This window comes from Curtobacterium sp. PhB172, from assembly GCF_003752545.1.
Lineage (GTDB): Bacteria > Actinomycetota > Actinomycetes > Actinomycetales > Microbacteriaceae > Curtobacterium.
This window is the reverse complement of sequence record NZ_RKIF01000006.1, coordinates 579,228-594,067: the sequence shown is the minus strand read 5'-3', so window position 1 is coordinate 594,067 and position 14,840 is coordinate 579,228. Positions and strand designations below refer to the sequence as shown.

The window sequence follows — 14,840 nt, the reverse complement described above, 5'->3', positions numbered from 1 at the left end:
ACCGGTCGGTGCACCCCCTGTCCAGGGGGCATCGGGCCATGCGAAACACGACGTTTACAAACCGCGCCGTCGCGTTACATCCGCGAAACACATCGTGCCCCCTCGTGAAACGTCACCTCGCCAGACTCGGTGTCACCCGAGGCGGTCCAAGAGCCGCTCGTGCAATCGAGAGGTGAACAGATGCTTGATCAGGGCAACACGACGTTCGTGTTGGTCATGGCGGCGCTGGTGTTGTTCATGACACCCGGCCTGGCCTTCTTCTACGGCGGCTTGGTGAAGGCCAAGTCCGTCATCAGCATGATGATGATGTCGTTCGGTGCGATCGCACTCGTGAGCGTCCTGTGGGTGCTCTACGGCTACGCGATCGCCTTCGCCAACCACGGTGACGGCACGGCGGTCTCCGGTGTCGTCGGGTTCTTCAGCATCGACTGGAACCAGATCGGCCTCGGCCAGGCCTTCGAGGAGGCGCAGTCCTCGAACATCCAGGCGGCGTACCCGTCGATGGCGTTCGTCGGCTTCCAGGCCACCTTCGCGATCATCACGGTCGCGCTCATCTCCGGCGCCATCGCCGACCGCGCCAAGTTCGGCGCCTGGATGGTCTTCGCGGGCATCTGGGTCACCGTCGTCTACTTCCCGGTCGCCTCGTGGGTCTTCAACCTGACCTCGGGTTGGGCTGCCACGTGGGGCGTCATCGACTTCGCCGGTGGCACCGCGGTGCACATCAACGCCGGAGCAGCGGGTCTCGCCCTGGCACTCGTCCTCGGCAAGCGCGTCGGCTTCGCCAAGGGTGCGCACAAGCCGCACAACCCGCCCTTCGTCCTGCTCGGTGCCGCCATCCTGTGGTTCGGCTGGTTCGGCTTCAACGCCGGCTCCGAGGGCGCCGCTGACGGCATCGCCGCGATCGCCTGGGTCAACACCCTCGCCGCACCGGCCGCCGCCATCCTCGGCTGGCTGCTCGTCGAGAAGCTCAAGGACGGCAAGGCCACGTCGGTCGGTGCCGCCTCGGGTGCCGTCACCGGTCTCGTCGCGATCACCCCGGCATGTGCCAACCTGACCCCGGGCTGGGGCATCCTGCTCGGCTTCGTCGCCGGCATCATCTGCTGCTTCGCGATCGACTGGAAGTACCGTCTCGGCTTCGACGACTCGCTCGACGTCGTCGGTGTCCACCTGGTCGGCGGCATCGTCGGCACGCTGTACCTCGGCTTCTTCGCCAACGACACCGGCCTGATCTACTCCGGTTCGTTCGAGCAGCTCGGCAAGCAGGCCACCGCGGCCCTGGCCGTCGGCATCTACTCCTTCGTCCTGGCGTTCGTCATCGGCTTCCTCATCGAGAAGACGATCGGCTTCCGCGTCAAGACCGAGGACGAGGTCGCCGGCATCGACACCGCGGTCCACGGCGAAGAGGGCTACGTCCTCTACGAGCAGACCGACGACTCGCCGGTCTCGGTCCGCTAGCCAGCAGACACCGGCTCCACCAGCACCACCCGCACGACGACGGGCCCCGCGCACACAGCAAGCGCGGGGCCCGTCGTCGTGCGGTCTGTCGTCTGGCGTCTGGCGTCTGGCAGGGTTGCAGGCATGACGACGACGTCGACCCTCACCAACCTGCGCGAGGTCGGGGGACCGGGCCTGCAGGACGCCCGCTCCCGCATCGTGTACCGCGCCAACACCGAACACGTCGGTGCCGACGCCTACCCGCACGGACTCGCGGCCGTGGTCGACCTGCGCCGTGACGACGAGGTCGCCCGCGTCCCGCACCCGCTCCGCACCACCGACGGCTACCGGCTCGTCCCGCTGTTCGACCCGTCGACCGTCGAGTCCGGCGCCCAGGCCGTGCAGCTCGAGGAGCAGTACGTCGACTGGCTCGAGCGCCACCGCGCCGGGATCGCCGCCGCGTTCCGCGCGATCGCCCGGTCCGACGGCGACGTGCTCGTCTGCTGCTCCGCCGGCAAGGACCGCACCGGCGTCGTCAGCGGACTGCTCGCCCGACTCTGGGGTGCGTCGATCGAGGCCGTCGGCGACGACTACGCCGCGAGCGCTGTCGGGCTGGCCGATCGGTTCGCCGCAGAGCGTGCGGTCAGCACGGACCCCGAGGCCACCGCCGTCGCGCAACGGTGCGTGCCGGAGACGATGACCACGGTCGTCCGGCACGTCGAGGCGCGGTGGGGCAGCGTCACCGCGTACCTGCGCTGGGCCGGGCTGACGGACGCGGAGATCGCAGCGCTCTGACGGGCGTGCGTCGTCCTGGCGGCTCGCCACGTGCGGTGGTCGCAACGGCGGACGGGAGGCACGGTGCGCGTCGGACGCGCACCGTGCCTCCCGTCCGTGGCCCTGATCGCGGGCCGTGGTTCCGGCCCGTTCCGTCAGTTCACCAGGCGTAGTCCTCCGGTGAGGTCTTGTGCCCCGGGAAGATCTCGTCGAGCCGGTCCAGCGCACGCTGGTCCAGGCGGATGTCGACGGCGCGGACCGCGGACTCCCACTGCTCCATCGTGCGGGGGCCGGTGATCGGCGCGGTCACACCGGGCTGGTGGAGGAGCCACGCGAGGGCGAGCTCGCCGGGCGTGTGGCCGAGCTCCTCGGCGAACGACTCGTAGGCCGTGAGCTGGTCGCGGTGCCCCTCGACGTACTCGGCGCTGCGACCCGACAGACGGCGGGAGCCGTTCTCGGTCTTCTCGATGACACCACCGAGCAGGCCGCCCTGCAGCGGCGACCACGGGATGACGCCGAGGCCGTACTCGCGGGCGGCGGGCAGGACCTCGCGCTCGATGTCGCGCACCACGAGGTTGTAGATCGACTGCTCGCTCACCAGGCCGAAGGTGTGGCGGCGCTTCGCGGCCTCCTGCGCCTGGGCGATGTGCCAGCCGGCGAAGTTCGACGACCCGACGTACAGGACCTTGCCCTGCTGCACGGCGACGTCGATCGCCTGCCAGATCTCGTCCCACGGGGTCGCACGGTCGACGTGGTGGAACTGGTACAGGTCGATGTGGTCCGTCTGCAGGCGCTGCAGGCTGGCGTCGAGCGACTGGCGGATGTTGAAGGCGCTGAGCTTGCCGCCGTTCGGCCAGTCGATAATGTCGCCGTAGACCTTGGTCGCCAGCACCGTCTTCTCGCGACGGCCGCCGCCCTTCGCGAACCAGCGGCCGATGATCTCCTCGGTGGCGCCCTTGCCCACCGAGCCGCCGTAGCCGTTGGCGGTGTCGAAGAAGTTGACGCCGAGCTCGTGGGCCCGGTCCATGATGGCGTGCGAGTCGTCTTCAGTGGTCTCCGGGCCGAAGTTCATCGTGCCGAGCACTGCTCGTGAAACCGACAGCCCTGTCCGTCCGAGGTGTGTGTAGTCCATGACTCCGGTCTACGCGCTCCGAGGGGCACCCTGCCAGGCCCTGGGAGTACCGGTTCTGCATGCTGGGCTGCTGCGTTCTGCTTTCTGGGCTGCATCGGTCTGCTTGCTGGGGTGCATGGTTCTGCGTGCTGGGGTGCATGGTTCTGCATGGTGCGTGGCTGCATGCCGTCCGGGGCATGTCCGCGCTCCGGGGAGGAGTACCGTGACGACGGTGAACACCCCAGCACTCCGTGGCAGCCGGATCCTCGGGTTCGGTCACCACCAGCCCGAACGCATCCTGACCAACGACGAGCTCTCGACCATGGTCGACACCAACGACGAGTGGATCCGTACCCGGACCGGGATCCAGACCCGCCAGATCGCCGGTCCGGACGACAGCGTCACGTCGATGGCGATCGAAGCGGGCCGCAACGCCCTCGCCGACGCCGGTGTGTCGCCCTCGGCCGTCGGACTCGTCATCGTCGCCTCCACCACGCACCAGGACCGTGCGCCCTACACCGCCGGTCGGGTCGCCGCCGCGCTCGGGATGACGAACGGCCCGGCGCCCATCGACATCAACACCGCGTGCAGCGGGTTCGAGTACGCGCTCGCCCTCGCCGACCAGTCGATCCGCGTCGGGTCCACCGACGTCGCGCTCGTCATCGGGTCCGAGACCCTCTCCGCCATCGCCGACTGGACCGACCGGTCGACGTGCGTGCTCGTCGGCGACGGGGCCGGAGCCGCCGTGCTCGGCGCCGCCGACGTCCCGGAGATCGGGCCCGTGTCGTGGGGCAGCGTGCCGCACCTGCTCGACGCGGTGCGGGTCGAGGGCTCGCCGGGTCGGTTCAACCAGGAGGGCCGATCGATCTACCGCTGGGCCATCACCGAGGCCGAGGGGCACGCCCGCAAGGTCGTCGAGGCCGCCGGGCTCACCATGGACGACATCGAGGTGTTCGCGTTCCACCAGGCGAACCTGCGGATCATCGAGCCGCTCGTGACCGCACTCGGTGGGGAGTCGAAGTTCGTCATCCGCGACGTCGTCGAGTCCGGCAACACCTCGGCCGCCAGCGTGCCGCTCGGGTTGTCGAAAGCATGGGCGCGTGGCGACCTGCCCGAGGGCGTCCCGGCGTTGCTGTTCGGCTTCGGCGGCGGGTTCGCGCACGCCGGACAGGTCGTCAGGACGCCGGTGCGGTCGTTCTGATCGGGCCTCGGTTGTTTTGATCGGGCCTCGGTCGTTCTGATCGGGCCTCGGTCGTTCTGATCGGGCCTGCCGCCCGGTTCAGCGCTCGGGCGTCTCCGACCAGAGGTCCTCGTCCTTTGCCGAGCCTCGGCGCCAGCCGAGCTGCTTGGGCTGCTTCAGCTCCTTTGGCTGCTTGTCCTTTGGCTGCTTGTCCTTCGGCTGTTTCTCGGGCTTCGCCGGCTTTGGCTCGAGCACGATCGGGAAGTGTGCCGACGGCGGCCCGAACCCGGTCCGCGAGGCCTGGATGACCTTCCGCCCGAGCGCGTGGTTGCCGAGCCCGCCGACGGCGGCCCCGATGCCGAACGGCAGTGCACGGCCGAGCACCGACGTCCCCTGACGCACTGCGAACCGCTTGATGAACTGGTCGCGGACCTGCCCGCCGAGGCCGTTCACGACCTGCTTCGGCAGGGACGAGGTCACCATCTCTCCCCAGAACGCCGTACGCGCCTGACCGCCGGCGATCTGCCCGCCGAGCTGCTTGATGAGCTGCGTCCCTGGAGCGCCGAGGATCATCGCCATCACCAGGGTCCGTGCCCGTTCGGGGTCGTCCAGGGCGATGCCGTGCACCTCGGTCACCGACTGGGCGAACAGCGCGGTGGTCTCGAGGAACCCGACCGTCTCCGCGCCGCTCAGCCCGAGGGCGGCCACCATCCCGACGCCCGGGATGACCGCACTCGCACCGACCGCTGCGCCACCGGTGGTGACCGCGGTGAGGTACTGCCGCTCGAGGATCTGGATGACCTCGGCGGGGGTGGCGTCCGGCTTGCGTCGACGGATCGCGTTGACGTGCGCCACGACCACCGGGCGCTGGACGCTGATGGCACGGTCGAGCCACTTGACCCACCCGCCGGGTTGTTGCGGCTGCGGGGTCCGGGAGTCGTCGGGCATGGGGGAGACCTGGGCGTTCGGCAGCGGCACGATCGCCTGGTCCTTCGGGGAGCGGGCCATGCGCTCACCGTACGCCGGGCATGTGGGAGGCTCGCTGGATGGACATCGACGGCGCGCCCGGTCCGGCTGACGACGCTCGGCGGGCCTCCGGGTTCCTGACGGTCGCGGAGGTGCGCGGCTTGCTGCCCGAGGTCGTGGTGCTCGACCCCGGCTCCGTGCTCATCGGCGCGGACGTCACCCTGGCAGCCGGGGTGGTGCTCTACCCCGGAGCCGTGCTCGAGAGCCGTGCCGGGGGGTCGATCACCGTCGGGTCCGGCGCGCGGCTCGGTCCGGGCCCGGCCACCGTCGTCGCCACCGCGGCCCGGGTGACCATCGGTTCCGGTGCCGACTTGGGCCCGGGGCCCGTCACGATCACGGCGACCGGGGCGGACGTGCTCGTGGGGGACGGCGCTCGGTTGTCGGGCGGCTGCCTCGTCGAGGGCCCCACCGAGCTCGGCGCCGGTGCGCAGGTGCTCGGGACGGTCGCCGTCCGTGACGCCGAACTCGCAGCCGGGGGCGACCACCGCGAGCCCGACCCCGATCGGCGTGCCGGTGTGGTGAAGGGTGTCGGACGCGTCCACGGCGTGCGGGTCGGCACCGGTGAAGTGATCGTCGGCGGTGGCGTGCCGAGTGCACCGCTCGTGGTCGAACGGCAGCGCGCACACCACCCGGAGGCGCCGAGCCACTGACCCCGGCCGGGTCCTCGGAGCCGCTCGCCTGTTCGTCACCGGCACGGGACACCCGCCCGGCGGAGTGCTGCACGCACGCGGTCGGGCTGCATGAGGTCGGCCCACGACAACCGGATGACGAACCGGACCTCGGGGAACGACCGGACGAAGTCCTCGCGACGCTTCTCCTGCCAGTGCGCCTCGGCGGTGCTCCGCCCCTCGAGCATCACCGGGTCCTCGTACTTCGCGCGGCCGTCGACCTCGACCACGACGCCCTGATCGGGGAACCAGAAGTCGACGACGGCCGTCCCGCCGCCGGTCCGTCGGAACTCGTGCTGCTGCACCGGCTCCGGCGCCCCGACCTGCCGGAAGCGCACTCGGCACACCGACTCCGCCGGCGACCCCGACAGCGCCGACCCCATCCCGATCGCCACCACTGCCTTCTCGGAGCCCTTGCGCTCGTGGTCCGAGAGTTCGTCGCGGAGCATCTCCGGCAGGACCCGTCGCCCGCGCAGCGCCTGATCGATCATCGGTACGGCCTGGTCCAACGGTGCGGTGGCCGAGAGATCGACGAGCGTCCGGACCAACGACGTCACCGGCGCCCCGTCGATCTCGATCGGTACGGTCGGCGGCGTCCCTGCCCATCGTCCGCCGGAGTCGTCGATCGCATGCCCCGGCCTGACCCGGGCAAGCGCCGTCGTGTCCGGCCGGGTCAACCGAGGGTCGACGACCTCGACTCGGTCGGGAGCACCTGCGGTGAAGGGCAGCCCGTGCACGGTTGCCGCGGACGAGTGCGAGAACGCCCGGGGCAGCCGGACCGACGGGACCGTCGCCCGAACGAGCAGGAGCAGACGGTCCTCGCTCCGCAGCCCCTGGACGAGCGACGGATCGACCAGGACGCCGGGCCGGATCGAGGCGAGTGAGCCGCGGTGCACGCGACGCTGGAGCGCACGCCGTTCCGCGCTCGGATGGTCGCCGGTGCGGATGAGGGGGATGTCGAGGACTCGGTCGTTCATGTCTCAACGATCGGTGGTGCGAGCCGACCACGTCGGTCCGGAGCGACGATCTGTGGGAAACGAGCCGGGCCTCCAGTCTGTGGAGGGATGAGGCGGACGCGCGGTGCGACAACATCGATGTCGCACGACGTCGATGTTGTCGTCGGGCCGCGCGTGCAACTGTTGCGCACGCGCGGGTGCGACGAACTCGATGTCGTACGACATCGAGCATGTCGTTCCGAGTCGACCAGGCAGCGGGTGCGGCCGACTGGCCCCGCAGCACCTACGCCCGCGCGAGCTCCGCCCGCAGCGGCAGGTCCTGGTCCTCCAGGATGAGCTGCGCGCCCACGGCGGTCCGGGCGTTCACGACGATCGGCGCGAGCAGGTTGACGGTCGTCCCGGACGCGCCGGGGTTCGCCACCACGAGCAGCATGGCGTCGGCAGGGTCGGTCAGCTCGAGCCCAGCGGCCTGCTCGTCGGTGAGCTCGGGCGAGTACGACGGCAGGTGCACCGCGGCGTCGAGCACGAACAAGCGCGAGGAACCCCCGACGAGGGTGAACAGGCCCTCGGCGCCGTCCACCGGGGTCAGCGTGAAGACCGGTGCGGGGGACAGGCCGAACGGCGGGACGGCGAAGGTCAGGGAGATGCTCATCGGAGGTAGTCCATCAGGGTCGGCTGCAGGACCTTCGCGGTGACGGCGAGGGCGGCCTGGTAGTTGGTCTGCTGCACCTGCAGGTCGAGGACGGCCTTGGCGAGGTCGACGTCCTCGATGCCGGCGCGGCGGTTCTCGAGTGAGACGGCTGCCGTCTTCAGCGAGTCCTGGGCGGCGAGGGCGGTCGCGTGCCGGACACCGACGTCGGCCTGGGCACCGCGGACGGCACCGAGCGCGCCGTCGACGTCGTTGATCCGCGCGTTCACGTTCACCCCGTTCTGCAGGTCGCTGACGATGGAGTCGAGCACCCCGAACACCGACGACGCCCCGGTGCCGAAGACGTCGGCCCCGGCGGTGTCGACGCGCACGGTGGTGCCGTCGCCGATCCGGCGGGAGACGTCCGTGCCGGAGGCCGCCCACCCGGTCGCCGGGTCGTACGCGGCGGCGGCGGTCGAGGCACCGGCGAAGACCGAGCGGGTGCCGTAGGTCGTGTTGGCCCGTGCCTCGAGGTCGGACTTCAGCGACTGGAACTGCGTGATGAAGGCGTCGCGGTCGGTGTCGCTCATGGTGCCGGAGTTCGCCGCCTGCACGGTCAGGTCCCGCACGCTGTTCAGCACCGAGTAGACGCTGGACAGGGCGCTGTCGGTGGTCGCGAGCCAGGCGACGGCGTCGTTCGCGTTGCGCGTGTACTGCGCGGCGGCGGCCTGTTCCTTGCGGACCTGCATCGACGACGCGGTGCCGACCGGGTCGTCCGACGGCTTCTGGATCGCCTGCAGCGTGGTGGCCTGCTCGGTCAGCTGCGCCACGCGCGCCGCACCGGTCTGCAGCCGTGCCGAGGCCGCGGCCATCGACATCTGGGTGGTCACCCGGGTGATCACGATCAGCCCCTCCCGACGAGTCCGACGCGGTTGATGATGGTGTCGAGCATCTCGTCGACGGCGGTCAGGACGCGTGCCGCGCCCTGGTACGCGTGCTGGTAGCTCAGCAGGTTCACGTTCTCCTCGTCGAGGTCGACGCCGGCGCTCGACTGCTGCTGGGTGCGCGCGTTGGTCAGGGCGAGTCCGGTGAGTGTCGACTCCGTCGCGGCCGACCGGGAGGCGGTGCCCACCCCCGCCACGAACGTCGCCCAGGTCGTGTCGGCGGCTCCAGGGCCCGTGCCGAGTCGCGAGAGCGCGTCGGCGAACGAGTCGTCGAGCTGCCCCGCCGCGTTCCGCGTCGCCAGGCCGCTGCCGTCCGTCGGGACGACCGACAGGCCCTGCGCGGCGGGGACGCCCGCCGCGAGGGCGAAGAACGCGGTGCCGGTGGTGCCGGCCGGGGTGGTGCCGGTGGCGTGCACGGCGTTGACGGTCTCTGCGAGCTGGGTCGCGACGGCGTCGTAGGAGGCGGCGGCCTGGGCGAGCGCGCCGCCCGTGCCGTTCCCGTTCGCCGGGGCGAGGACGGCGAGGGCGCCACCGATCGACCCGCCGCTCAGGGACACCGCGCCGGCGCTGCCGGAGGTCCAGGTCAGGGTGACCGCGGCGCCGTCGGCGAGGCGTTCGCCACCGCCGAGGGCCACGGCGCGGGCGTCGGTGCCCTGCACGAGCGGGTTGCCGCCGAGCAGCACGTCGACCGTGCCGTCCGCGTTGGTGCGGGTCGTCCCGCCGGCGAGCGTCGCGATCTGCTCGGTGAGCTGGTCACGTTGGTCGAGGAGTTCGTTGGCGTTGCCGCCGGAGGCCAGTGCGGTGCGGATCCGCCCGTTCAGGTCGGCCACCTGCTTCGCGGCGTCGTTCAGCTGGGTGACCTGGCCGGCCGCGGTGCCCCGGACCGAGGACCACTGCGCGTCGACGGCCTTCGACCCGGCGGCCAGGGCGGAGGCGACCGTGCCCGCTGCGCCGATCACGGCGCTGGCGGCACCCGGGTCGTCGGGGTGACTGGCGAGTTCGCTCCACGACGACCAGAAGGCATCGAGCTTGGCGCTCAGGCCGTCCTTGCCGGGCTCGTGCAGGCCGGTCTCGAGGGCGGACAGTGCCGTCGCACGGGCGTCGGCGTAGGCGGAGGACCCCGCGGCGACCCGGACGCCGACGTCGAGCGTCAGCGATGCCAGGCGGGCGATGCCGTCGACGGAGACGCCCTGACCGGCGAGGGCGGCGGTGCCGCGCATGAACCCGGTCTGGGTCGCGGGGACGGAGTTCTGCGTGACGCGCTGCCGCGTGTACCCGGCGGTGCCGGCGTTCGCGATGTTCTGGCCGGTGACGTCGATGCCGGCGCGGGCGGCGGCGAGGCCGGAGTACGCGGTGGCGAGGGAGCCGAAGGTGCTGACCACGGGGCTACAGGGTCCCCTCGAACAGGCGGGCGCCGTCGGAGCCGGGACCGGAGGTGCCCGAGGCGTCGTAGGTCGCGGCGGTCGTCACGGTGCCGGCGAGGGTCTCCTCGGTCGCCTGGGCGGCGGTGCGCAGGAAGCGGTCGTTCTCGTCGCGCAGGGCGCCGATCTGGGTGGTCAGCTCGACCATCGCGGTCAGGTGTGCTGCGAGGATCTCACCCCACGGGCCGTTCGGCGCTGCGGCGGCGACGTCGCGCAGTGGTGCATCGGCGGGGACGCCCCACTCCTCGGCGACCTCGGCACTCGACGCGGCGCGCTCGAGTCCGGTGCTGCGGAGTCGTTCGAGGACCTGCTCGACCTCGCGGCTGGCGTGCGACACCCACCGGGAACGGCCCGCGGTGAGCAGGAGCTGCTCCTCCTCGAGCTTGAAGGTGAGCAGCTCGAGCAGTTCGCGTTCGCGCCAGAGCACGGCGGACAGGTCGTTCACGCTCATCAGCTCCTCCCGTGTGGGTCGTCGTCGGGTGTTCGGGTCTTCGGGTCTTCGGGTCTTCGAGTCCACCATCCGGCGGACACCGAGACCTATCGACCCGACGGCGGTGACCGTAAGCGGCGGGGGACGTGACCTGCGAGGCGGACGTCCCCCGGGCCTCCCGGAACGAACGAAACGCACCCCGTCCGGGGGACGGGAACGGTCGTTCTACGGGTCGGGTCCCCCCAAATGTGGACCGGGAAACACCGCGAATGCCCCCGCACTGGGGACGGATGAACCCCTGTTCAGGACATTGCCAGCCGATACATTCAGAACGCACCACGAGGGCGACCTCGAACCGCGTCACAGGGGCGCGGGGTGCACCGCTCGGAGGGAACCGGGCGGGTCTTCGGCGTACGCACCGGCCATCCGAGGCCGGCGTCCGTCGTGCCCAGGGACGGGTGAGTCGAGACAGTCACGTCAGGTCGATCAGGGGATCAGCATGGACCGCACCGCACGCAACGCGATGATCGTGGAGCACCTCCCGCTCGTGGGCTACATCGTCGCCGACGTCCGGTCCCGTGCCACGCACCTGGACCGCGACGACCTCGCCGCCGTCGGCTCCCTCGCGCTCGTCGCCGCTGCCGACGCGTTCGACCCCACCCTCGGCGTCCCCTTCGGCGCCTACGCCCGGACCCGGATCGCCGGAGCCCTCGCCGACGACATGCGCTCGGCCGACTGGGCGTCCCGTGGCACCCGGAAGCGGATCCGCGAGACCCTCGCCACGCAGGAGGCCCTGTCCGCCCGACTCGGCCGGAGCGTCGGCGTGCAGGAGATCGCGGACGCGATGGGCGTCGACCGGCAGACCGCCTCGGACGCCATGAGCGACGCGGCCCGCATCGTCGCGCCCCTCGACGAGACCGTGCACGACCTCGTCGCCGCCGACCTGCCGTTGCCCGGCGACGACCTGCTCGAGACCGAGAAGCGCCGCTACCTGCGCGCAGCCGTCGAGGCGCTGCCCGAGCGGATGCGCTTCGTCGTCGAGGCCGTCTACTTCGGGGACCGCTCGGTGACCGACGTCGCCGCGGAACTCGGCATCACGCACTCCGCCGTCTCGCAGCAGCGCTCCGAGGCGATGCGCCTGCTCCGCGACGGACTGGCCGCCCACTACGGCGACGGAGGTGCCGCCGCCGCACCCGCCTCGCGCACCACCGCGGCCCGCCGGAGCGCCTACCTCGCACGCGTCGCGTCGAACGCCGCCGCCGGCGTCGCACGTGCCGTCCACGACGCGACTGCGCCGGTCGCCGTGGCGGCGAGCTGAACCGTCGACGGGTATTTCCGTCGATTCCCTAACGGCTCCCGGCACCCGGTCGAGAGTCATCCACGTCAGCCCACGGATGGGCTGTAGTACGACCCAGCATTCACGGAGGAAACCACCATGGGTATGTCCATCAACACCAACCTCTCGGCACTCAACACGTACCGGAACCTCAACTCGACGCAGAACGACCTGTCGAAGTCCCTCGAGAAGCTCTCGTCGGGTCTCCGCATCAACCGTGCTGCCGACGACGCGGCCGGTCTGTCGATCTCCGAGGGGCTGAAGTCCCAGGTCGGTGGCCTCACGGTCGCCGCCCGCAACGCGCAGGACGGCATCTCCGTCGTGCAGACCGCTGAAGGTGGCCTCACCGAGACCCACTCGATCCTCCAGCGCATGCGCGACCTGGCCGTCCAGGCCGGTAACGACTCGAACAACGAGGACTCGCGCAAGGCGATCACCACCGAGGTCGGCGAGCTCACCAAGGAGCTCACCCGCATCTCGCAGTCGACCAACTTCAACGGCATCAACCTGCTCGACGGCTCCGCCGGCGCAGCGGGCGTCCTGAAGTTCCAGGTCGGCGCCAACGGCGACGCGGCGAGCCAGATCGACGTCGACCTGTCGAAGTCCAACGTGGAGTCCGTGTCGACCGCTGTCGGCGCCCTCACCTTCGACAGCGCGACGAACGCTCAGGCCGCCATCACCGCGATCGACGAGCAGATCAAGTACGTGTCCTCGGCACGTTCGAGCATCGGTGCTGTCCAGAACCGCTTCGACCACGCCATCAACGTGACGAACGTGGCCAAGGAGAACCTCACCGCTGCCGGTTCGCGCATCACCGACGTCGACATGGCCGAGGAGATGGTCAAGTACACGCGCGACAACATCCTCAGCCAGGCCGGCACGTCGATGCTCGCGCAGGCGAACCAGAGCACGCAGGGCGTGCTCTCGCTCCTGCGCTAGCACCCACGACGCCGCCTTCCGGGATCGTTCAGGCTTCCCGGGAGGCGGCGTCGCCCTCCTGACCATCCCCACGACGCCAGGGAGTGTCGACGATGTCATCGTCCGTGTCCTCGAGCACCAGCCTCGCGATCGACGGGCTCGTCAGCGGGCTCAAGACGACCGACCTCATCAACTCGTTGATGAGCGTCGAGGGCGTGCCGCAGACCCTGCTCAAGAACAAGCTCACGAGCACCAACTCGTTCATCTCGTCACTGCAGACGATCAACGGGTTGGTGCAGGCCCTCGCGACCAAGGCGAAGGACGCCGCCAAGGCGACCTCGCTCGACCTGTTCACGGCCACGAGCTCGTCGTCGGGCGTCACCGCCGTCACCGGCACGAACGCGAGCGCCGGGTCGCTGACGTTCAGCGTCGGCTCGACCGCTTCGGCCCAGGTCGGGGTCACCGCTGCGATGTCCACGTGGTCGGCCGCTGCCGAACCGATCACCCTGGTGGGTGCCGACGGCACGAAGACCACCGTCACGCCGTCGTCGGGTTCCCTCGACGACACGGTGTCGGCGATCAACAAGTCCGGGGCCGGCGTCACCGCCACGAAGGTCGCCGCGGGTGCGGCCGCCGACGGCACCAAGCTCTACCGGCTGCAGCTCACGTCCGCCAAGACCGGGGCCGCGGGGGGCTTCGAGGTGTACCGGGGGACCGCCGACCAGGTGACCGCGGGCACCGCGACGAACGTGCTGACCGAGGTCGGCGCCGCGGTCGTCGCACAGGCGAAGGACGCCAGCGTCACGCTGTGGGCCGGCACCGCCGCCGAGCAGACGATCACGAGCGCGACGAACACGTTCACCGACCTGGTCCCCGGGCTCAGCGTCACCGTGTCGAGGGCCTCGACGGACCCGGTCACGGTCGGTGTCGCGCAGGACACCACGAAGGCCCAGTCCGTGGCGTCCGGACTCGTCGACGCGATGAACGCGGTCTCGGCCTACTACAAGACGAACACCGCGGTGACGAGCAGCACGAGTGCCACCAGCGGGTCGACGACCACGACCGCCGGGGTCCTGATGGGCGACGGCACCACGCGCGACGCCGTGCAGCGCCTGGGCAGCACCATGTCGGCGCCCGTCGGCGGGAAGTCGCCGTCGTCGATCGGCATCTCGATCACGAAGGACGGCAGCTTCACCTTCGACGCCGAGGTCTTCCAGAAGGCCCTCGCCACCGACCCCGAGGGCACGCAGGCGATGCTGTCCGGTGTCGCCGCGAACGTCGGTGCCGCCGCCACCGCGGCGTCCGACAAGTACGACGGGTCCATCACCACGACGATCACCGGCCAGCAGGCGGTCGCCAAGGACCTCAACACCCAGATCGACAGCTGGACCGACCGACTCACGATGCGCCGCGCATCGCTCCAGACGCTGTACTCGTCGCTCGAGACCAGCCTCAGCAAGCTCCAGTCCCAGTCCAGCTGGCTCGCCAGCCAGCTCGCGGCGACGACGAGCTGACGGGATCACCATGACCTTCGACTTCCAGGCCGCCGCCTTCCGCCAGGCCGCGCAGCCCCGCACCGTGACCGACCAGCGTCGCGCCCAGTACACGAACGAGGCCGTCCTGTCGGCCACCCCGGCGCAGCTCGTCACGATGCTCTACGACCGGCTGCTGCTCGACCTGCACCGCGCCGAGGCCGCACAGACCAGCGCCGACTGGGACGCCGCCCGCGAGCAACTGCTGCACGCGCAGGCGATCGTCGGCGAGCTGTCGTCCACGCTGCGGATCGACGTCTGGGACGGGGGCGAGGGCCTGCTCGCCGTCTACAACTACGCGTCGACGTCCCTCATCACCGCGAACGTGCACCGTGACGTGCAGGCGACGCGCGACTGCATCCGGATCCTCGAACCCCTGCGGCAGTCATGGCACGACGCCGCCGCGTCGCTGCCGGCGACGCCGGCCCGCCAGCAGCCGACGGGCGGAGCCCTCGGTGTCGCGTGAACCGGCACCGTCGCGT

The 14,840-nt window shown here is 70.9% G+C and carries 15 protein-coding genes; 8 read left to right on the top strand and 7 right to left on the bottom strand.

Translation table 11 applies throughout. The annotated features are described in order from the left end of the window. The first annotated feature begins 180 nt into the window (after positions 1–180). Positions 181–1,455 carry an ammonium transporter gene (locus EDF42_RS07090; protein WP_111086361.1) on the top strand — a complete coding sequence of 425 codons (1,275 nt, stop codon included), beginning with the start codon at positions 181–183 and terminating at the stop codon, positions 1,453–1,455. A gap of 123 nt (positions 1,456–1,578) precedes the next feature. Next, entirely contained in the window at positions 1,579–2,229 is a 651-nt protein-coding gene (locus EDF42_RS07085; RefSeq protein WP_123671840.1) for a tyrosine-protein phosphatase, read from the top strand. A gap of 139 nt (positions 2,230–2,368) precedes the next feature. On the opposite strand, the gene EDF42_RS07080 is transcribed toward EDF42_RS07085, so the two are convergent. Then, on the bottom strand, positions 2,369–3,340 hold the full coding sequence (locus EDF42_RS07080; RefSeq protein WP_123671839.1) for an aldo/keto reductase: 972 nt from the start codon (positions 3,338–3,340) through the stop codon (positions 2,369–2,371). A 211-nt stretch (positions 3,341–3,551) separates the two neighbouring features. Between EDF42_RS07080 and EDF42_RS07075 the strand changes: the two genes are divergently transcribed. Continuing rightward, on the top strand, positions 3,552–4,520 hold the full coding sequence (locus tag EDF42_RS07075; protein ID WP_123671886.1) for a beta-ketoacyl-ACP synthase 3: 969 nt from the start codon (positions 3,552–3,554) through the stop codon (positions 4,518–4,520). 78 nt (positions 4,521–4,598) lie between these two features. Here EDF42_RS07075 and EDF42_RS07070 read toward each other — a convergent pair whose 3' ends face one another. After that, positions 4,599–5,507 carry a hypothetical protein gene (locus EDF42_RS07070; protein ID WP_185040803.1) on the bottom strand — a complete coding sequence of 303 codons (909 nt, stop codon included), beginning with the start codon at positions 5,505–5,507 and terminating at the stop codon, positions 4,599–4,601. Positions 5,508–5,545: 38 nt separating this feature from the next. Between EDF42_RS07070 and EDF42_RS07065 the strand changes: the two genes are divergently transcribed. Next, a complete protein-coding gene (locus tag EDF42_RS07065) occupies positions 5,546–6,175 on the top strand; it encodes a hypothetical protein (RefSeq protein WP_123338348.1) in 630 nt (209 codons plus the stop codon). 35 nt (positions 6,176–6,210) lie between these two features. On the opposite strand, the gene EDF42_RS07060 is transcribed toward EDF42_RS07065, so the two are convergent. The 5 genes from EDF42_RS07060 to EDF42_RS07040 all read right to left on the bottom strand — a co-directional run bounded on the left by EDF42_RS07060 (position 6,211) and on the right by EDF42_RS07040 (position 10,593). Then, the gene (locus EDF42_RS07060) at positions 6,211–7,170 is read right to left on the bottom strand and encodes a hypothetical protein (protein ID WP_123338349.1); all 960 of its coding nucleotides are present in this window, start codon (positions 7,168–7,170) and stop codon (positions 6,211–6,213) included. Between the two features lie 262 nt (positions 7,171–7,432). Further along, positions 7,433–7,801, bottom strand: a complete 369-nt coding sequence (gene fliW, locus EDF42_RS07055) for a flagellar assembly protein FliW (protein ID WP_111086356.1) — start codon at positions 7,799–7,801, stop codon at positions 7,433–7,435. Beyond that, positions 7,798–8,667 carry a flagellin gene (locus EDF42_RS07050; RefSeq protein WP_185021205.1) on the bottom strand — a complete coding sequence of 290 codons (870 nt, stop codon included), beginning with the start codon at positions 8,665–8,667 and terminating at the stop codon, positions 7,798–7,800. Before EDF42_RS07050 ends, fliW begins: the two co-directional genes overlap by 4 nt. A 14-nt stretch (positions 8,668–8,681) precedes the next feature. After that, positions 8,682–10,103 carry a flagellar hook-associated protein FlgK gene (flgK, locus tag EDF42_RS07045; RefSeq protein WP_123338350.1) on the bottom strand — a complete coding sequence of 474 codons (1,422 nt, stop codon included), beginning with the start codon at positions 10,101–10,103 and terminating at the stop codon, positions 8,682–8,684. Between the two features lie 4 nt (positions 10,104–10,107). Beyond that, positions 10,108–10,593, bottom strand: a complete 486-nt coding sequence (locus tag EDF42_RS07040; RefSeq protein WP_123671838.1) for a flagellar protein FlgN — start codon at positions 10,591–10,593, stop codon at positions 10,108–10,110. Positions 10,594–11,071: 478 nt separating this feature from the next. Here EDF42_RS07040 and EDF42_RS07035 point away from each other — a divergent pair, with 478 nt between their 5' ends. From EDF42_RS07035 to fliS, 4 genes are all read left to right on the top strand, one after another. Further along, a complete protein-coding gene (locus tag EDF42_RS07035) occupies positions 11,072–11,890 on the top strand; it encodes a sigma-70 family RNA polymerase sigma factor (RefSeq protein ID WP_123671837.1) in 819 nt (272 codons plus the stop codon). A 117-nt stretch (positions 11,891–12,007) separates the two neighbouring features. Next, positions 12,008–12,847 (top strand): flagellin, encoded by an 840-nt coding sequence (locus EDF42_RS07030; RefSeq protein ID WP_185040801.1) that lies wholly within the window; start codon positions 12,008–12,010, stop codon positions 12,845–12,847. 92 nt (positions 12,848–12,939) lie between these two features. Beyond that, the gene (gene fliD, locus EDF42_RS07025; RefSeq protein WP_123671884.1) at positions 12,940–14,340 is read left to right on the top strand and encodes a flagellar filament capping protein FliD; all 1,401 of its coding nucleotides are present in this window, start codon (positions 12,940–12,942) and stop codon (positions 14,338–14,340) included. A 10-nt stretch (positions 14,341–14,350) separates the two neighbouring features. Next, entirely contained in the window at positions 14,351–14,824 is a 474-nt protein-coding gene (gene fliS, locus EDF42_RS07020) for a flagellar export chaperone FliS (protein ID WP_123671835.1), read from the top strand. Positions 14,825–14,840: the final 16 nt, after the last annotated feature.